Origin of the sequence: Methylorubrum populi (assembly GCA_036946625.1) — a bacterium.
Taxonomy (GTDB): domain Bacteria; phylum Pseudomonadota; class Alphaproteobacteria; order Rhizobiales; family Beijerinckiaceae; genus Methylobacterium; species Methylobacterium populi_C.
This window is the reverse complement of record JAQIIU010000002.1, coordinates 193,280-212,019: the sequence shown is the minus strand read 5'-3', so window position 1 is coordinate 212,019 and position 18,740 is coordinate 193,280. Positions and strand designations below refer to the sequence as shown.

The 18,740-nt window shown below is 70.9% G+C and carries 17 protein-coding genes; 8 read left to right on the top strand and 9 right to left on the bottom strand.

The window, feature by feature from the left end:
• Positions 1-329: 329 nt before the first annotated feature.
• From PGN25_02685 to uvrB, 5 genes are all read right to left on the bottom strand, one after another.
• Entirely contained in the window at positions 330-2,687 is a 2,358-nt protein-coding gene (locus PGN25_02685) for a PAS domain-containing protein (protein ID MEH3116530.1), read from the bottom strand.
• Positions 2,688-2,795: 108 nt separating this feature from the next.
• Positions 2,796-2,990 (bottom strand): hypothetical protein, encoded by a 195-nt coding sequence (locus PGN25_02680; GenBank protein MEH3116529.1) that lies wholly within the window; start codon positions 2,988-2,990, stop codon positions 2,796-2,798.
• Positions 2,991-3,181: 191 nt separating this feature from the next.
• Positions 3,182-3,856 carry a YidB family protein gene (locus tag PGN25_02675; GenBank protein MEH3116528.1) on the bottom strand — a complete coding sequence of 225 codons (675 nt, stop codon included), beginning with the start codon at positions 3,854-3,856 and terminating at the stop codon, positions 3,182-3,184.
• A gap of 85 nt (positions 3,857-3,941) precedes the next feature.
• Positions 3,942-4,259 carry a hypothetical protein gene (locus PGN25_02670; protein ID MEH3116527.1) on the bottom strand — a complete coding sequence of 106 codons (318 nt, stop codon included), beginning with the start codon at positions 4,257-4,259 and terminating at the stop codon, positions 3,942-3,944.
• A 131-nt stretch (positions 4,260-4,390) separates the two neighbouring features.
• Complete coding sequence (gene uvrB / locus PGN25_02665) at positions 4,391-7,087, bottom strand: excinuclease ABC subunit UvrB (GenBank protein MEH3116526.1); 2,697 nt, start codon at positions 7,085-7,087, stop codon at positions 4,391-4,393.
• Between the two features lie 119 nt (positions 7,088-7,206).
• Between uvrB and PGN25_02660 the strand changes: the two genes are divergently transcribed.
• From PGN25_02660 to PGN25_02625, 8 genes are all read left to right on the top strand, one after another.
• Positions 7,207-7,467 carry a type II toxin-antitoxin system prevent-host-death family antitoxin gene (locus PGN25_02660; protein ID MEH3116525.1) on the top strand — a complete coding sequence of 87 codons (261 nt, stop codon included), beginning with the start codon at positions 7,207-7,209 and terminating at the stop codon, positions 7,465-7,467.
• Positions 7,464-7,850 carry a type II toxin-antitoxin system VapC family toxin gene (locus tag PGN25_02655; protein MEH3116524.1) on the top strand — a complete coding sequence of 129 codons (387 nt, stop codon included), beginning with the start codon at positions 7,464-7,466 and terminating at the stop codon, positions 7,848-7,850. Before PGN25_02660 ends, PGN25_02655 begins: the two co-directional genes overlap by 4 nt.
• Before the next feature lie 169 nt (positions 7,851-8,019).
• Positions 8,020-8,655 carry a hypothetical protein gene (locus PGN25_02650; GenBank protein MEH3116523.1) on the top strand — a complete coding sequence of 212 codons (636 nt, stop codon included), beginning with the start codon at positions 8,020-8,022 and terminating at the stop codon, positions 8,653-8,655.
• On the top strand, positions 8,642-9,067 hold the full coding sequence (locus PGN25_02645) for a transcriptional regulator (GenBank protein ID MEH3116522.1): 426 nt from the start codon (positions 8,642-8,644) through the stop codon (positions 9,065-9,067). Before PGN25_02650 ends, PGN25_02645 begins: the two co-directional genes overlap by 14 nt.
• A 71-nt stretch (positions 9,068-9,138) precedes the next feature.
• Positions 9,139-9,849 (top strand): di-trans,poly-cis-decaprenylcistransferase, encoded by a 711-nt coding sequence (locus PGN25_02640; protein MEH3116521.1) that lies wholly within the window; start codon positions 9,139-9,141, stop codon positions 9,847-9,849.
• A gap of 77 nt (positions 9,850-9,926) precedes the next feature.
• Positions 9,927-10,457, top strand: coding sequence for an ankyrin repeat domain-containing protein (locus PGN25_02635; GenBank protein ID MEH3116520.1), 531 nt, complete (start codon positions 9,927-9,929; stop codon positions 10,455-10,457).
• 90 nt (positions 10,458-10,547) lie between these two features.
• The gene (glpK, locus tag PGN25_02630) at positions 10,548-12,053 is read left to right on the top strand and encodes a glycerol kinase GlpK (protein ID MEH3116519.1); all 1,506 of its coding nucleotides are present in this window, start codon (positions 10,548-10,550) and stop codon (positions 12,051-12,053) included.
• The gene (locus PGN25_02625; protein MEH3116518.1) at positions 12,053-13,225 is read left to right on the top strand and encodes an alpha/beta fold hydrolase; all 1,173 of its coding nucleotides are present in this window, start codon (positions 12,053-12,055) and stop codon (positions 13,223-13,225) included. Before glpK ends, PGN25_02625 begins: the two co-directional genes overlap by 1 nt.
• Before the next feature lie 627 nt (positions 13,226-13,852).
• Here the strand turns inward: PGN25_02625 and PGN25_02620 are convergent.
• The 4 genes from PGN25_02620 to PGN25_02605 all read right to left on the bottom strand — a co-directional run bounded on the left by PGN25_02620 (position 13,853) and on the right by PGN25_02605 (position 18,633).
• Complete coding sequence (locus PGN25_02620) at positions 13,853-14,617, bottom strand: glycerophosphodiester phosphodiesterase family protein (protein ID MEH3116517.1); 765 nt, start codon at positions 14,615-14,617, stop codon at positions 13,853-13,855.
• Positions 14,614-15,087 carry a RidA family protein gene (locus PGN25_02615; GenBank protein ID MEH3116516.1) on the bottom strand — a complete coding sequence of 158 codons (474 nt, stop codon included), beginning with the start codon at positions 15,085-15,087 and terminating at the stop codon, positions 14,614-14,616. The genes PGN25_02620 and PGN25_02615 overlap by 4 nt, the downstream gene beginning before the upstream one ends.
• 82 nt (positions 15,088-15,169) lie before the next feature.
• On the bottom strand, positions 15,170-17,341 hold the full coding sequence (locus PGN25_02610) for a peptidase domain-containing ABC transporter (protein ID MEH3116515.1): 2,172 nt from the start codon (positions 17,339-17,341) through the stop codon (positions 15,170-15,172).
• Complete coding sequence (locus tag PGN25_02605; protein MEH3116514.1) at positions 17,338-18,633, bottom strand: HlyD family efflux transporter periplasmic adaptor subunit; 1,296 nt, start codon at positions 18,631-18,633, stop codon at positions 17,338-17,340. The genes PGN25_02610 and PGN25_02605 overlap by 4 nt, the downstream gene beginning before the upstream one ends.
• Positions 18,634-18,740: the final 107 nt, after the last annotated feature.

Here is an 18,740-nt window from a genome sequence, read left to right as displayed (position 1 = left end):
GGCGCCAGAGCAGGCCGGTCGAACAGGCTCCGATACGACGCCGGTTGATGACTTCGGCCTCTCCTGCGTCCTTGCGAGGCGAAGCCGTGGCAAACCAGGGCGCGCCCTTTCCGGACCTGTCGCGCCCTGGATCGCTTCGCGGCCGCTCGCGATGACGGCGTGGGGCGAAACCCGAAGCGATCAAGCGGAAACGGTATGATACCGGCCGGCGATGAGGGCCACGCATCGTCGGCTGCCCTCGCGACGGCGAGGGGGCGGGCGTCCGCCGGACGCGGCTTCGGCGCATCGTCTTCTTTGCGGGAGCCGGTCTTCGTCTTTCGCAGCGATGCTCAGCGCGGCAGCGCCTCGCCCTCGGCCCGCCGCGCCGCCATCGCCCGCAGCACCCGCCCCAGTTCCTCCGCCGAGTACGGCTTGCGCAACAGCTCGAACCCGTGTGCGTCGTCCTGCGCCAGCACGTGGCTGTAGCCCGAGGTGAGCACCACCGGAAGATCGGGCAAGCGCTCGCGCAGGATGCGGGCCAGCGCGATCCCGCCCATGCCGGGCATCACCACGTCGGAGAACACCGCGTCGAAGGGCGTGTCGGCGCGCTCCAGTTCGACCAGGGCGGCCTCGGCGTTCTCGGCCCAGACCGGGTGGTGGCCGAGCTCTTCGAGGATCTGCGTGCAGAAGCGGCCGACCTCGATGTTGTCCTCGACCACGAGAACGCGCAGGCGCGTCTCGCCCCCCGCCTGCGACGTCGGGCAGACGGGAACGGGTGCCTGCGCCGGGGCGGCGACCTCTGGCAGGTAGAGGGTGAAGCGGGTGCCCTCGCCGGCGCTGCTCCTCACGTCCACGTCGCCGCCCGACTGCTTGGCGAAGCCGATCACCTGGGAGAGACCGAGACCGGTGCCCTTGCCGACCTCCTTCGTGGTGAAGAACGGCTCGAAGATGCGGCCCAGATCCGCCACGGCGATGCCGGTGCCGGTATCGACCACGGAGACCGCGACGAAGGGGCCCGCCGCGCCGGCATGGCCGCGGATCGGCGGCATCGGCGCGCCGCCGTCGAGGTGGAGGGTCAGGCGGCCCTCGCCGTCCATGGCGTCGCGGGCGTTGACCGCCATGTTGACCAGAGCCGTCTCGAACTGGCTCGCGTCCGCGCGGATGTAGCAGGGTTCGCCGGGCAGGTCGGTCACCACGCGGATGCGCGCGCCGGTCACCGAGTCGAGCATCTCCGAGATGCCGCGCAGCCGCTCGCACACGTCGAAGGTCTCGGGCTTGAGCGCCTGGCGCCGGGCGAAGGCGAGGAGCTGACCCGTCAGCTTCGCCGCGCGGTCGACCGTGTCGGAGACCGCGTCGAGGTAGCGGCGCTTGCGCTCGGGCGCGAGGTCGGGCCGTCGCAGGAACTCGACCGAGGAGCGGATGATGGTGAGCAGGTTGTTGAAGTCGTGGGCGACGCCCCCGGTGAGCTGACCCACGGCCTCCAGCTTCTGCGACTGGCGCAGGGCCTCCTCCGCCTGGCGCTGCTCGGTGATGTCGCGGCCGAAGCCGTAGAGCAGGTCGTCGGCGGGGACCACGGTCCAGAGCACCCGGCGGGTGCCGCCGTCCTTGGTCAGGCAGGTCAGTTCGAGATCGGTCGAGGCGCCGGCCGCGAGCCGCTCCAGCGCCGCCGCCGCCGCGGCGCGCTCGTCGGGCGCGCAGAAATCGGGCACGTGGCGGCCCACCGTCTCCGTCGGCGACCAGCCGAGGGTGCGGCTCCACGACGGGTTCACCGCCTCGATCCGCCCCTCGGGGGAGGCCACGACCTTGAGCACCGGCGAGAGCGCCCAGACCCGGTCGCGGTCGCGCCGTTGCGCCACCACCTCCGCCTCCAGGTCGGCGGCCTTGGAATGGAGCAGGTGCTCGAGGTTGCGCCGGGCGGTGATGTCCTGGAACAGCACCGCCACCTGCCGGCGCGCGGGCGGCTCGATGCGGAAGGCGGCGAGTTCGAGGTAGCGCCCGGTGGCGACCAGTTCGCGCTGGAAGCGGATCGGCCGGCCGGTGTGCAGAACCTCGCCGTAGAGCGCGACCCAGCCGTCGGCCTCCGCGCCCACCATGTCGCGCACGCGCTGGCCGACGACGTTCTCGATACCGGCATGCTGCGCGTAGGCGCGGTTGGCGGTGACGTGGACGTAGTCGCTCAGGGGGCCGTGCGGGCCGTCGATGAACTCGATGACGCAGTAGCCCTCGTCCATCTGCTCGAACAGCGTGCGGTAATGCTGCTCGCTCTCGGCGAGCGCCGTGCTCTGGGCCCGTTGCTCGCTGACGTCGCGCACCACGCCCGAGAGCCGGATCGGCCGGCCGTCCGCGGCGCGCTCGACGTCCAGCGTGCGGGCGATCCAGCGCGGCGTGCCGGTTTGCGGGTCGCGGACGCGGTAGACCGTCTCGCCGGGCGCGGCATCGCCCGAGGGCAGGGCCGCCTCGTCCTCCGCCGCGAACCGCTCGGCGAGGGCGGCGAGGGCATAGCGCTCGCGCACCTCCAGCCCGTGCAGGCGGCAGAAGGCGGGGCTCGGATGCAGCACGCCCTCGTGCAGGTCGAGGGTGAACACGCCGATCCCGGCCGCGTCCTGCGCCCGGGCGAGGGGATCCTGCGCCGCGCGCAAGGGATCCGCGGTCGGGATGGGGGCCGGTTCGGTGTCCGGCGGCTCGACGGGGAGCGGGCTCTCGGTCATGCTCACGGAGGTTCTTGTAGCACGCCACCGGGCGGCACAAGCGCGACCGTTTGGCCGATAAACGATGCCTCGGACAACCTCAAGAATCGATGTCCGGCAGACCTGAAGTCAGGCCGGATCGAACTCGTGGCAGCGCCGGAAGATGCCCTGCCCGTCGAACGGGAGGCGCCGGTCGCTGGCGAGATCGGCGGCGATTCGCGGGCAGCCGTCCGATCCGACCCGCATGGGCGACGATGCGGGGCCTCCGTTCGAGGGCGCGCCGCGGCCGGGGATCATCGGCCCGTCATGCCGTTCGTAGGGCATGATACGCCATCCGGTCGATGACTTCGGCCTGTCCTGCGTCCTTGCGAGGCGAAGCCGTGGCCCATCCAGGGCGCGCCCTTTCCGGACCTGTCGCGCCCTGGATCGCTTCGGGGCCGCTCGCGATGACGGCGTGGGGCGAAACCCGAAGCGATCAAGCGGAAACGGCATGGCAGGATCCGCCTGGCCTCCTCCTACCAGCCGCCGCGCTCCGCGCGGCTCGGCGCCCGGCCCTGGGGCGTCAGGGCGTCGATGACGCCGGGCAGCGCCTGCGCCAGTTGCGCGAGCAGATCCGAGCGCGAGAGGCCGGTCTCACGGCTCAGGCTGTCGACGGTGTCGGGGCCGAGCGCCTCGGCCAGACGATTCGGGGCGATCTCGCGGTTGGCGCCGTGGCCGATCCAGGAGCCGATCACGTCGCCGAGGCCGCTCCTCTCGAAGCCGTGGATCAGCCCGTCGAGCCCGTCGGCCGCCGCACCGCCGTCCTGCGGCTCGCGGTCGAGGCCGGCAGAGGGGCCTCCGCCGGGGGACCGGCTGCCGGACGGGCCATCGCCGGGGCCATCGAGCATGCCGGCGAGGTCGCCGAAATCGCCGCCGAGGTCGTTGCCGGCATCATGCCCTTGCGTCGGCGGCCCACTGCGACGGCCCTGATCGAACCCGCCGAGATCGCCGTCGCCGGTGCCCGGCCCGGGGAGGGGACGTCCGCCGGATTCCGCATGCCCGCGGCCGAAGATGTCGCCGAGGCCGCCCGCGCCCTTGCTGAGAAGCAGCATCAGCAGCGCCTTCACCACCGGCGAGGCCAGCGCGCCGCCGCGCCCGCCTCCCAGAACCTGTCCGACGACACCGCCGATGACCTGATCGAGCAGCCCCATGAGCCTCCTCCCGCTTTTCCTGCCGTTCGCTGACCGTGCCGGAGCAACGGCGAGGGCCGGGATCGGTTGCGGCTCGCGTGTCCTGTCAGTTCTCCCGGCTCGAACGGAACGGCTTGGAGAGGTGATCCATCGGGTTGGTTCGGGTGCTCTTGCCGTCGGGCACCACGGAGGTGGAGGAGCGGATCGCGCTCGGCGACGACACGTCGCCGCTCGGCCGGTCGTGCGCGCGGTCGTCGGTCCGCACGGTGTCGGTGCCGGGGGGCAGGGTGCCGGCGGTCGGCTGATCGTCGGGGTTGGCCGCGCTCCGGGCGAGCGCCGGCGTCGGACCGGGCAGGCCCACCAGCAGGGCGCCGGCGAGGCAGGCAACGGTCACCGCGGCGGATCGGCGGGGAGAGGGGCGCATGGGTCGGCTCCGGCGTGCGGCAAGGGCGGGGGCAAGGGCGGGGGCAAGGGCGGGTTCTGCGGGGCCAATCCGCGGCCCACGGCTCAGGTTCCGCTGCCGGCACCGGCGTCGGACACGGGCCGACCGCCCCCTCAGCCGCGCCTGCGCCCGCCGCCGCCCTTGTAGCGAGGCTTCTGGCCGCCCAGGCCTTGCGTCGAGCGCGCCTTCGGCCGCTCCTGCCAGGGCACGGCGCCGACCGGCAATTCGCGGTCGGTGCCCGGACCCATGTTGTCGAGGGTGGGCTTCGCGATGCGGCTGCCCTTCTGCCCGTAGCGCCCGGCCTCGCGCTCCACGTCCCCTTGCCGGGCCATGGGATCGTCGGAGACCATCAGCTCGGTCGCCTGAAGGCGCTTCAGCTCGTCGCGAAGCCGCGCCGCCTCCTCGAAGTCGAGATCGGCGGCGGCCGCGCGCATCCGCTTGTCCAGATCGGCCATCACGGCCTTGAGGTTGTGGCCGACGGTGATCGCGTCCTTGGCGAGCCCCGTATCGACGCGGACATGGTCGCGCTCATACACGCTTTCCAGGATGTCGCTGATGCCGCGCTTGACCGATTGCGGCGTGATGCCGTGCTCTTCGTTGTAGGCGAGCTGCTTCTGGCGGCGACGCTCGGTCTCGGCGATGGCCCGGTCCATGGAGCCGGTCCGCGAATCCGCGTAGAGGATGCAGCGGGCCTCCGCGTTGCGGGCGGCGCGGCCGATGGTCTGGATCAGCGAGGTCTCGGAACGCAAGAAGCCCTCCTTGTCGGCATCGAGGATGGCGACGAGGGCGCATTCGGGGATGTCGAGGCCCTCGCGCAGCAGGTTGATGCCGATCAGGACGTCGAAGGCGCCGAGCCGCAGGTCGCGGATGATCTCGATCCGCTCCAGGGTGTCGATGTCCGAGTGCATGTAGCGCACCCGCACCGCGTTCTCGTGCAGGTACTCGGTCAGGTCCTCGGCCATGCGCTTGGTGAGCGTCGTCACCAGCGTGCGGTAGCCGGCCTGCGCGACGGCGCGGACCTCGCCCAGCAGGTCGTCCACCTGGCTTCGGGCGGGCCGGATCTCGATCACCGGATCGACGAGGCCGGTGGGGCGGATCACCTGCTCGGCGAAGACGCCGGCCGTGCGCTCCATCTCCCACTTGCCGGGCGTGGCCGAGACGTGGACCGATTGCGGGCGCATCGCGTCCCATTCCTCGAACCGCAAGGGGCGGTTGTCGAGGCAGGAGGGCAGGCGGAAGCCGTACTCGGCCAGCGTCGCCTTGCGCCGGAAGTCGCCGCGATACATGCCGCCGATCTGCGGCACGGTGACGTGGCTCTCGTCGGTGAAGACGAGGGCGTTGTCGGGCAGGTACTCGAACAGGGTCGGCGGCGGCTCCCCAGGCTTGCGCCCCGTCAAGTATCGCGAATAGTTCTCGATGCCGTTGCAGGCGCCGGTCGCCTCGATCATCTCGACGTCGAAGGTGCAGCGCTGTTCGAGCCTCTGCGCCTCGATCAGCCGGCCCATTCGCGTCAGTTCCTCGACCCGGCCCTTCAGCTCGGTCTTGATGCCCTTGATCGCCTGCTGGAGCGTCGGGCGCGGCGTGACGTAGTGCGAGTTCGCGTAGACCTTGACGAATCTCAGCTCGTTGATCTTCCTGCCGGTCAGGGGATCGAATTCGACGATGGACTCGATCTCGTCGCCGAACAGGCCGATGCGCCAGCCGCGATCCTCCAAGTGGGCCGGCCAGAGTTCGATGACATCGCCGCGCACGCGAAAAGTGCCGCGGGCGAAGTCCGACTGGATGCGCCTGTACTGGAGCGCCACGAGGTCGGCGATGAGCTGGCGCTGCTCGATCCGCTCGCCCAGCGACACGGTGAACGACATCGCCGTGTAGGTCTCGACCGAGCCGATGCCGTAGATGCAGGAGACCGAGGCGACGATGATCACGTCGTCCCGCTCCAGCAGGGCGCGGGTGGCGGCGTGGCGCATCCGGTCGATCTGCTCGTTGATCGACGATTCCTTTTCGATGAACGTATCGGACCTCGGGACGTACGCCTCCGGCTGGTAATAGTCGTAGTACGAGACAAAGTATTCTACGGCATTATCCGGGAAAAAGCTCTTGAACTCGCCGTAGAGCTGTGCGGCAAGCGTCTTGTTCGGCGCGAGGATGAGGGCGGGGCGCTGCGTCTCCTCGATCACCTTGGCCATCGTGAAGGTCTTGCCGGAGCCTGTGACGCCGAGCAGCACCTGATCGCGCTCGGCAGTCCTCACGCCCTCGACCAGTTCGGCGATGGCGGTCGGCTGGTCGCCGGCCGGCGTGAAGTCGGATCTGAGCGTGAACGTCACGCCGCCTTCCGATTTCGCCGGCCGCTCCGGGCGGTGCGGCACCCAGGCCTCGCCGTTCTTGAACAGCGGGTTGCCCTCGGTCAGCAGCTTCTCCAGCGCCTCGACGGTGGCCGAGACGCCCTCCGTCGCGAGAGAGGGCGCCCCCGCCTCGGGCACGGTCTCCGGCGCTGGGCCGTCATCAGGGGGAACGAGGCCGAGCGCCTGGGCGAGCCGGGGATCGACGTCGGCCGCGTCGCCGATGGCGAAGCCCGCCTGCGGCGCCTCGGCGAAGCCGTCCTGCGCGATTTTCTTGTAGGCTTTCGCCTCGCCCTTCCGAGTGCGTCCCTTCCGGACCGGCTCCGGCGGGGGCACGGGCTCGACCGCCTTCGGCCGGTTGCGGTTGAGGGCGGGGTTGAGCAGGGCGGCGAGATGCTCGTCGAGCGGCTTCAGCTCGGGCTTCTCTGCCTTTCCCGTGGAGGGGCGGGGCTTTTTCGGTGCGGGCATGGCGCCAATATGGGCCGGGCAGGCCGCGGGCGGAAGACGGCCGCGCGATCGGATTGCCGCGCGCTTGCCGCACGTTGTCGCGCCGATTACCCTGATCGCTCCCACCTCAGGAGACCGGCATGAAAACGGTCAGCCTCCGCGAAGCCGAAGCCGATCTGTCCCGACTGATCGAGGAAGCCGCCCAAGGCCAACCCTTCGTGATCACGCGAGACGGCCGCCCGCTGGTCAGGGTCGTTCCGGCCGAGGCGGAAGCTCCACGCACCCGGCGGATCGGCAGCCTCGTCGGCCAGATCTCGGTGCCCGACGACTTCGACACGATGTTCCAGGATGAGATCATCCGGATGTTCGAAGGTGAGTACAAGGGCCGAGCGGAACCTTGAGGCTCCTCCTCGACACACACCTTCTGATCTGGGCTCTCGGCGCGCCGCAGCGATTGTCGAACACAGCTCGCCAGCTCATCGATGACCCAGCACATGTTCCTGTATTCAGCACAGCGAGTATTTGGGAACTCGCGATCAAACAGAGCTTGGCGCGCACGAAGGGCGCGATCGATGCAGATCTCGTTCGGAGTACCCTGCTTCGAGACGGGTATGAGGAACTCGTCATCATCGGTGCCCATGCCATCGCCGTCGCGAACCTTCCCCTACTCCACAAGGACCCCTTCGACCGTCTCCTCCTCGCCCAGGCAACGGTGGAGGGGATGACGCTCCTGACTGCCGATGACCTCCTCGCCCGCTATCCGGGGCCGATCCAGCGGGTGTAATCGATCCTTCTTCGAATACCGCCGGCCTATCGCTCGCCCCTCGGCGCTGCCGTCCCCGTGCCGGAGCACTGTCCGAAGTCATGCCGGCCGGTCGAATGCCGCTTGACGGCTCTGCACCCGCGTGTACTTTACAATGCAAAGCATGTCTCGACGCGGGAAGGCGAGCCCCATGCGTGACAGCCACGGCGACCTCGACAAGGCGCTCGCCGACATCGTCGCGATCCGGATGCAGATCGCGCGGGACACCGCCTTCCGCGGCCTCGGCACCGCGACGCTGGCCGCGACCGGCCTCATCGCCCTCGCCGTCGCGGGCGGGCAGGCCTTGTTCCTGACCGACCCGACCGCCCGGCCCGTCGCCTTCTTCGGCCTGTGGATCGGCGCCGCCGTCACCGCCTGCGCCCTGATCGGCTTCGAGGCGGTGCGCCGCTCGCGCCGGGTCCATTCGGGGCTCGCCGACGCGATGGTGTTCAGCGCCATCGAAGGTTTCCTGCCCGCAGGCGGGGCGGGGTTGTGCCTCGGGCTCGTCTTCGCCCGCTTCGCGCCGGACCAGCTCTGGATGCTGCCGGGCCTGTGGCAGGTGCTGGTCGGGCTCGGCCTGTTCGCCTCCGCCCGCATCCTGCCCCGCACCGTGCCCCTCGCGGGCGCGTGGTACCTGCTCGCCGGGCTCGCCGTGCTGGCGCTGGCCAGCGAGACGCGCCACCTCTCGCCCTGGCTGATGGGCCTGCCCTTCGCCGTCGGCCAGGGACTGCTCGCCGTCATCATCCACCGCCAGTCGGGTCACGGAGACGCCGATGCCGACCTCTGACCGCGCCGACGCCCGCTTCTCCTACGAGGGGCTCGACCGGATCATCCACGAGCGGGCCCGGCTCTCGGTGCTGACCTCGCTGGTCTCGCATCCCCGCGGCCTCGCCTTCCCCGACCTGAAGCGCCTGTGCGGGCTCACCGACGGCAATCTCAGCCGCCACCTCGCGGTGCTGCAGGAGGCCGACCTCGTCAGCCTGGAAAAGGGCTACGACCAGAACCGGCCGCAGACCCTCTGCCGCCTGACCCCCCCGGGGCGTGCCCGCTTCCTCGACTATCTCGGGGTGCTGGAGCAGGTGGTGCGCGATGCCGCGCAAGCGGCGGGCAGGCCAAATGGCGCCGCCGGCCGGTCCACGGCAGCCGAGGGCGACCACCCCGCCGGCCACGACCGGTCCGGCCTCGCCGAACCCGCCTGAGGGCGGCTCACCCCGCCTCCCTCGAACCCCGCCCCCTCGCCTCGTCCCGAACGCTGCCCGGAGACTTTACGATGCAAAGCCCTCCCGACCGCAGATCCCGTCTGCACGCGGCGGTCATCATGGACGGCAACGGCCGCTGGGCCCGCGCCCGCGGCCTGCCGCGGGGGGCCGGCCACCGGGCCGGTGTCAAGACGATCCAGCGGGTGGCGGAGGCCGCGCCCGACCTCGGCATCGGCACGCTCACCCTCTACGCCTTCTCCAGCGACAACTGGCGCCGCCCGGCCGAGGAGGTCGGCGGGCTGATGCGGCTGCTGCGGGCCTATCTGCGCGGCGAGACCGAGCGCCTCGCCCGCACCGGCACGCGGCTCACGGTGATCGGCCGCCGCGACCGGCTGCCCGCGGGCATCCCCGAGGCGATCGCGCGGGCCGAGGCCGCGACCGCGGCGGGCACGCGCCTGAACCTGCGCATCGCCGTCGACTACTCCTCCCGCGACGCGATCCTCGCCGCCGCCGCCCGGCTCGGGCCGGAGGGCCTGAGCCGCGAGGGGATGAGCGGCGCGCTGTGCGGGCAGGGCGATGTCGATCTCCTGATCCGCACCGGCGGCGAGAAGCGGCTCTCCGACTTCCTGCTCTGGGAGGCGGCCTACGCGGAGCTCCACTTCACCGACCGGATGTGGCCGGATTTCGCGGCCGCCGACCTCGCCGCCGCGGTGGCCGACTTCTCCGCCCGCGACCGGCGGTTCGGCGGGCTGAACCCGGCCGCGGTGCCGGAAGCGGCCTGACCCGAGCCGCTGGACGAACGGCCCGACAATCCCACATGCACGGGTCCGATCCCGTCACGAAGCCTCAAAAGATCCCGATGCAGGCCGATCCGAACGCCGCGCGCCCCGCCCTCGACGACGAGACCCTCGCCTTCGCGGCCCGCGTCTTCCAGTACGCCCGGATGGGCCATGCGGAGGCGCTGGCCGAGCTGTTCGGCCAGGGCCTGCCGGCGAACCTGCGCAACGACAAGGGCGACAGCCTCCTGATGCTCGCCGCCTATAACGGGCAGGAGGCGGCGGCCCGCGTCATCCTGGAGGCCGGAGGCGACCCCGCGCTCGCCAACGACCGCGGCCAGACCCCGCTCGCCGGGGCCGCCTTCAAGGGCGAGGCCGGCATCGTCCGGCTGCTTCTGGAGCACGGCGCGCCGGTCGACGGAGCCGGCGACGGCACCCGCACGGCGCTGATGGTGGCGGCGATGTTCGACCGCACCGAGATCGTGGACCTGCTGCTCGCCCACGGCGCCGACGCAGGCCTGCGCGACGCCGCGGGGCTGAGCGCGGCCGACATGGCCCGGCAGATGGGGGCCCAAAACACCCCGGCCCGATTGGAACGGGCGCAAGCCGGCTGACCGGTTCCGGCACGCCCCGCCTCGTGTAGGATCGGCACCGAGCCGGGCCCCCGCGAGACCCGGGCGGCGAGACAGGCCGGGAGGGACGCCATGCCGGATGCGGTCGGGGCGATCGACCAGGGCACCACGAGCACGCGCTTCATCGTGTTCGACCGCCGGGGCACGATCCTGGCACAGGCCCAGCGCGAGCACGAGCAGATCTTTCCCCGTCCCGGCTGGGTCGAGCACGACCCGCGGGAGATCTGGCGCAACACCCACGCGGTGATGCGCGAGGGATTGGCCCGGGCCGGGCTGGCGCCGCGGGATCTCGCCGCCATCGGCCTCACCAACCAGCGCGAGACGGCGCTGCTGTGGGACCGGGCCACCGGCGAACCGCTGCACAACGCCCTGGTCTGGCAGGACACCCGCACCGACCGGCACGTGGCGGCGCTCGCCCGCGACGGCGGGCGCGACCGCTTCCGCGCGGTCACCGGCCTGCCGCTGGCGAGCTATTTTTCCGCCTCCAAGCTCGCGTGGCTGCTCGACCATGCCGAGGGCGCCCGCGCCAAGGCGGAGGACGGCGGCGCCCTGTTCGGCACGGTCGATTCCTGGCTCGTCTGGAACCTCACCGGCGGTCCGCAGGGCGGCCTGCACGTCACCGACGCGACCAATGCCAGCCGCACCCAGTTGATGTCGCTCGAAAGCCTCGACTGGGACGAGGCCATGCTCGGCGTGTTCCGGATTCCGCGCGCGGTGCTCCCGAAGATCGTCTCGTCCAGCGCCGTGCTCGGCGAGACCCGCGACCCGTTCCCCGGCGTGCCGCTCGGCGGCATCCTCGGCGACCAGCAGGCCGCCCTGTTCGGGCAGACCTGCTTCGACGCGGGCGAGGCCAAGAACACCTACGGCACCGGCTGCTTCGCGCTGATGAACACCGGCCCCGAGCCCGTCGCCTCCTCGGCCGGGCTCGTCACCACCGTGGCCTACAGGCTCGACGGGCGCCCCCCGGCCTACGCGCTGGAAGGTTCCATCGCCATCACCGGCGCCCTGGTGCAGTGGCTGCGCGACAATCTCGGCCTGATCCGCGCGTCGGGCGAGATCGAGGGGCTCGCCCGCAGCGTCGAGGACAATGGCGGCGTCTACGTGGTACCGGCGTTCTCCGGCCTCTACGCGCCGCACTGGCGCGACGACGCCCGCGGCCTGATCATCGGCCTGACCCGCTACGCCAACCGGGCCCACATCGCCCGCGCCTGCCTGGAGGCCACCGCCTACCAGACCCGCGAGGTGCTGGAGGCGATGGAGCGCGATTCCGGTTTTTCCCTCGCCGAACTGCGCTGCGACGGGGGCATGACCGTCAACGACCTGCTGATGCAGTTCCAGGCCGACATCCTCGACCGGCCGACCCTGCGCCCGAAGGTTTCGGAGACGACGGCCCTGGGCGCGGCCTACGCCGCAGGCCTCGCCACGGGCTTCTGGCGAACGCTCGAAGATCTTCGCGACAACTGGGCCGTGGACAGACGCTGGCATCCGCGGATCGAGGCGGAAGAACGGCGCACCCTCTTCGCCGGCTGGGGCCGGGCGGTGGAACGCTCGTTCGGATGGATCGAGGAGAACGCTTGATGGGCGGTTGGACAGGTGGCCGGATCCCCACGCTCCGCACGGCGTCGCTGGCCGCCGCGATGACCCTGACGCCGCTCGCCGCCGGCCTCGCCCCGGCGCCGGCGATCGCCGCACCGGCCGTCTATCCCGAGCAGCGGGAGGGCGACCACGTCGTCGAGACCTTCACGTTCGCCAGCGGCGAGAAGCTGGACAAGGTCAAGCTGCACTACACCACCCTCGGCACGCCCCATCGCGGCGCCGACGGCGAGATCGACAACGCGGTGCTCGTCCTGCACGGCACCACCGGCACGGGCAGGAGCTTCCTGATCCCGACGCTCGGGCCGGAGCTGTTCGGCGAGGGCGCGCCGCTCGACGCCAAAAGCTGGTACGTGATCCTGCCCGACGGGCTCGGCCGCGGCGGGTCCTCGAAGCCCTCCGACGGGCTGAGGGCGCGCTTTCCCCGCTACGGGTACGGTGACGTCGTCGAGGGCCAGCACCGGGTCGTCACCGAGGCGCTCGGGGTCAAGCACCTGCGCCTCGTCCTCGGCACCTCCATGGGCGGGATGCAGGCCTGGATGTGGGGCGAGCGCTATCCCGGCAGCATGGACCTGCTGATGGCGGTGGCGAGCCAGCCGATTCCGGTGAGCGGGCGCAACGCCCTGTGGCGGCGCCTGCTGATCGAGGGCATCCGCACCGATCCCGACTGGAAGGGCGGCGCGTACACCGAGCAGCCGCGCCATTTCGGGCGCATCCTGCCGATCTTCGACATCATGACCGAGAGCGTGCTCGGCCTGCAGAAGCAGGCCCCGACCCGCGCGGCGGCCGACAAGGCCTACGACCGGATGATCGCCGGCTACGACAACAAGGCCGACGCCAACGACTGGATGTACTGGTTCGACTCCTCCTACGACTACGACCCCTCGCCGAACCTCGAGAAGATCACCGCCAAGGTACTCGCGGTGAACTTCGCCGACGACGAATTGAACCCACCCCAGCTCGACGTGATGAACGGCGCCATGGCCCGGGTGAAGGACGGCCGCTTCGTGCTGGTGCCGACCTCGCCCGAAACCCATGGCCACCAATCCTTACGCTTCGCCGGCCTGTGGAAGGGCTACCTCGCCGAGTTTCTGGGGAAGCCCGAGGCGACGACGGAAAAGAAGGACTCGTCGGAACGGCCGGAGGGTACGCGGTAGAGGCGCCAGGGTTCGCCATGACGATGCGGGTCACGCTTGCCGTCATCGTGCGAGGCGAAGCCGAAGCAATCGCGACGGCGCGGAAGTGCCCGCTCGGCTTCCCCGGCACGATATGCCGAGCGGTCGGCAGACAGCTTCCGTTCGGCGAAAGGCAGCCGAAGCCACCGGGGCGATGTGCATTTTTGCAAAAATCGAATGATACAGTATCCGGTTGATACGATACTCCGGTTGATGAGTTCGGCCTCTCCTGCGTCATCGCGAGGCGAAGCCGTGGCGATCCAGGGCGCGCCCTTTCCGGACCTGTCGCGCCCTGGATCGCTTCGCGGCCGCTCGCGAGGACGGAGGGTGGCCAAACCCGAAGCGATCAAGCGGATGCCGTATGAAATTCAAGTCAAGTAATGTTCAAAGTCCGCGGCCGAGGGCAGAGCACGGGTCGACATCCCCAACTCGAATCATCCCACAAACACAGGGCCGGAGCACAGCGGAGGCCTCGAAGGGTGCTCCAGGAATCGCGCGGGAGCTGGAACACCCTTCGAGGCCGCTGCGCGGCACCTCAGGATGAGGGGCGAGATGGGATCACCGCAGTCAAACAGGCTCCGACAAGGGCTCGCCCTTTCGAAATCCCGGTCAGGGGCGAAACCCCTCGAACACCATCTGGTCGGCGTGCGCGCGGGCGAGCGCCCGCTGCGCGTCGGTGCGCACGGTCCAGGCCATCACCGGCATGTCGCCGAGCCGGCGGCAGAGATAGGGCACCGGCCCCGGCAGGTCGTCGACGCGCCAGGACAGGAAGTGCGGGCGGCTCACATGCAGATGGAGCAGGCCCGACAACTCGGCCCGGGCCGAGGGCGTCAGCTTCGCGTATTCCGGATCGTCCTGGCTCGCCTCCGCGACGATGCCGCGGGGGATGTTCGGGGCGATTTCGGCGAGCGTCGCGACGATGCCGGGATCGAAGGATTTCAGCGCCACCGGCGCGTCGAGGCCGGCGACGATCTCGGCGGTGCGGCGGGTAAGGCGCCGGTCGCCGTCGAAGCGCGACTTGATCTCGACGATCACGGGAACCCGCCCGGCGATTCTTCGAAGGAAATCCGGCAGGGTCGGGATGCGCTCCGGCGTGCCGGCGACGGCGAGCGTGCCGAGTTGTGCCGCCGTGCGCGACCCCACGGATTCGGTGGCCTCCGTGAGGCGGCCCAGCGCCTCGTCGTGGAACACCATCGCCTCGCCGTCGGCGCTGAGCTGCACGTCGCACTCGATGGCGTAGCCGCCCGCCGCCGCGGCCTCGGCCGCGGCCAGCGTGTTCTCGGGGATGGCGTTCGCGCGGTCGTGCAGGCCGCGATGGGCGATCGGACGGGCGGTGAGCCAGTCCGGCGCCCGCGGGGTCGCCGGCGCGCTCACGCGACCTCGAACATCGCCTCGACCTCGACCGCCGCGTCGAGGGGAAGTTCGGCCACGCCCACCGTCGAGCGGGCGTGACGGCCGCGATCGCCGAGGATCTCGACCATCAGGTCGGAGGCGCCGTTCATGATCGGGGCGAGGCCGGCAAAGCTCGGCACCGCGTTGATGAAGCCGCCGAGCCGCACGCATTGCACCACGCCGTGGTCGAGATCGCCCACCGCCGCCTGGACCTGGGCGAGCACGTTGAGGGCGCAGAGCCGGGCCGCCGCCACGCCCTGCTCGGCCGAGACCTCGGCGCCGAGCTTGCCCTTGTGGGCGGGATCGAGGGTGCCGTCCGGCCCGAAGCAGATCTGGCCGGAGATGACGACGAGGTTGCCGGTGCGGACGTAGGGCACGTAGTTCGCGACCGGCGCCGCGGCCTTCGGCAACTTCAGGCCGAGCGCCTCCAGACGTTCCTTGACCGAGTTCATCGCCGTCTCCCGCATGATGCTGCGGGGCTCTGAGCACGGGCGCGGGGCGACTCGCAAGGGGGGAGAGGCAACGGAGCCCGCCTCAACCGGCGGTCTCCGCCGCCTGCGCCACGACCCGCGGCGCGTCGGCGGCGAAATCGTAGCGCAGGTCGGCATGGGCCACGGTGGCAGGGCGGTGGGCGACGATGACCCGGGTCATCTTCAGGTCGCGCAGGGAAGCGGCGATGACCGCTTCCGTCGGCTCGTCGAGCGCGCTCGTCGCCTCGTCCAGAAAGAGAATCTCCGGGCGCCGGTAGAGGGCGCGGGCCAGGATCACCCGCTGGCGCTGGCCGCCGGAGAGGGTCGAGCCCATGTCGCCGACCAGCGTTTCGAAGCCCATCGGCGTGCGGGCGATGTCGTCGAGGATCGCGGCGCGGGCGGCGCATTCGCGGATCCAGCCGGGATCGGGCCGCTCGTCGAAGCAGGCGATGTTCTCGGCGATCGAGCCGGCGAACAGGCCGTCGTCCTGCATGACGCCGGCGATGCGGGCGCGGTAGGCGGCCAGGCCGCCGGCGCGGATGTCGCGCCCGTCGACCAGCACCGCCCCCTCGCTCGGCGCAACCAAGCCCATCAGGATCTTCATCATCGAACTCTTGCCGCAGCCCGAGGGGCCGGTGACGGCCAGGCTCAGGCCCGGCGGCACCTCCAGGCCGAGGTTGCGGAACACCCAGGGCTCGTCGTCGCCGTAGCGCAGGGACAGCCCGACCGCACGCAAGGCCGCGCCACGCGCCGGCGGCCGTTCCCCGGCGGGGAGGAGGGCGGGTGCCGCCACCGGCGTCACGGCCGCGGGGCTCGGTGCGGCGGCCTCCTCCGGCTCGGTCATCACGATGTCCGAGAGGCGGTCGGTCTGCACGTTGAGCATCCGCAACTGGAAGCCCGACTGGATCAGGTTGCCGATGCGGGTCGAGAACTGGTCGCGATAGGCCAGGAAGGCCACCAGCATGCCGAGCGTCATCGACTGGTCGATCACGGCGCGGGCCCCGAGCACCAGCAGGATCAGCCGGTCGGCGCCGAACAGGAACTCGTTGCCGCGCCCGAACACGAGGTCGAGCCTTTGCAGCCGCAGCCGGGCGTTCAGCGCCTGGACGAACTGGTTCATCCAGGTGCCGCGGCGGCGCTCGCGCAGGTTCAGGAGCTTGACGCTCGCCATGCCGCGCACGGTCTCGATGAAGTGGCTCTGCTGGCGCGCCTCCGCGACGATCGCTTCCTCGGTGCCCTCGCGGTAGGCCTTGTAGGCGGCGATCCGCAGTCCGGCGTTGAGCGCGGTGGCGGCCAGCGCCACAAAAGCGAGCCAGCCGCCGTAGAGGAACAGCATGATCAGCATGCCGATCGACATCAGCCCGTCGAGCAGCGCCTGGACGAGGTCGGTGGTGATGCCCTTCTGGATCGTGGCGAGCGTGCCGAAGCGCGAGATCACGTCGCCGACATGCCGCTTCTGGAAGTAGTCGAGCGGCAGACGGGAGAGGTGGTCGAACAGCGAGCCCGACCATTGGTAGTTCAGCCCCGTCCCGGTGAGCATGATCGCCCAGCTTCGGGCGATGCCCAGCCCCAGTTGCAGCGCCAGCAGCAGGGCGAGGCCGATCGCCACCACCAGCAGCAGGTCGAGATCGCCGTTGACGATCACCTCGTCGATGACGATCTGCGAGGCGATCGGCATCAGGATCGCCACGAGTTCGATCCCGAAGGACAGGACCAGGATCTGCGCCATGGCCGAGCGGATGCCGGCCATGCCCCGGAACAGGTCGGACAGGGCGAGCCCCCGCGCCGCCTTCTCCCGCACGAAGCTCTGGTTCGGCGCCACCTCCAGGGCGACGCCGGTGAACTCCCGCGAGGCCTCCGCGAGACTCAAGGTCCGGCGCCCGCGGGCGGGATCGTGGATCACGATCTCCCGGCGCCCGACACGCGCCAGCACGACGAAGTGGTTGAGCCCCCAATGCAGGATGCAGGGCAGGCGCAGGCGACCGAGATCGGTGAGTTCCACCCGCAGCGCCCGGGTCGTGAGCCCCAGGGTCCCCGACAGGTCCATCAGGTTGCGCAGCGTCATGCCCTTCAGCGAGAGGGCATGGCGGGCGCGAAGGGTGCCGAGATCGACCTGACGGCCGTGATAGCCCAGCACCATGGCGAGGCAGGCCATGCCGCACTCGGCGGCTTCGGCCTGGAGCAGGACCGGCAGGCGCCGCCGGAACCCGAACTGAAGATCCGACAGCAGGCTCAACGCTCCCCTCCTTGCGTGACGAGATCGACGCTGCGCTTGACGTGGTAGAGGGGGTCGAGGAGCCATCGGTAGAGCGCGCGCTTTTCGAGCGCGATGTCGGCCTCGACCCGCATGCCGGCCTCGAGCCGGCGCTGCTCGCCGTAGGCCGTCACGCTGTTCTCGTCCGGCCGCACGATGATGCGGTAGACCCCGCCGTTCCCCGCATTCTTGGCCGCGTCCCTCGCCGCCTCCGGCTGGGCGCTGCCGTCGCCTTCGAGCGGCGCGCGGGTCACCTCGGTCACCGTGCCCCGGTGCAGGCCGAAGCGCTGGAACGGGAAGGCGGCGTAGCGCAGCATCACGCTGGCGCCGGGTTCGATGAAGCCGATGGCCGAGGAATCGACGAACAGGTTGGCCTGCATCCGCCCGTCGCTCGGCAGCAGGGTGAGCAGGCTCGCGCCCGCCGCCACCGTCTGCCCGGCCTGGGCGCGGATCGAGGTGAGGATGCCGCGCTCAGGGGAGCGCACCTCGATGGCGCGGCGCGCCTCGCTCTCGGCCCGCTGCTGTTCGAGCTGGGCGGCGCTGCGGTCGAGTTCGGCCAGGTCGCGCGCCAGCGTCTCGTCGAAGGTCGAGAGCTTGGCCTTCAGATCCCCGAGCTTGCCCTCGACCTGGAGCCCGCCCTGGCGGAACTGCGCGAGCTGCGAGGTGGCCTGGAGGTAGAGGTAGTTCTGGCTCTGGAAGTCGGCCGCGCGGGCGAAGCCCCGCGTCACGAGGTCGGCGAGTTCGTCGGCGCGGGTCTTGAGCGGGGGCACGAGCTTCTCCTGGAGCGCGAGCTGCTCCTCGATCTTGGCGCGCTGCGCTTCCAGGTTGGCGATCTGCTCCCTCAGCCCCTCCTTCTCGGCCTCGGCCATGGCGGCGCGGGCGGCGCGCTGTCGCTCGACGCTCTCCCTCTGCCGGCCGAGCTGGGCGATCACCCGCTCCTGGGTCGGCCCGCTCGCCGAGACCGCGTCGAGATCGATCGAGAAGAGAAGCTGCCCGCGCTCGACCCGGTCGCCCTCCTTGACGCCCGACGCGCTGACCCGCCCGGCGAGCGGGCTCGCCACGGTGATGAGGCCGATATCGGGGGCGAGCATCCCCTCGGCATGGACGCGGCGGGTGTAGCTGCCGAGCCAGGCGTAGAGGCCGACCAGGACGACGAAGGCGAGGCAGAGCCCGACCACCACGCGAACGGGCAGCGGCTGCATCACCTGGGCCTCGCCGAGCCACGCGCTCCGGCGCGCCTCGACGACCTCGTGACGGAACAGCGGCGCGTTCAAAGCCGAGCCTCCCCCGGGCCTGCGACAATCCGGCGATGTGCGATATTCTGACGCATGGATGTCATAATCCGCAATAATTTCAACTTTTTACCCGATGCCCAAGATCG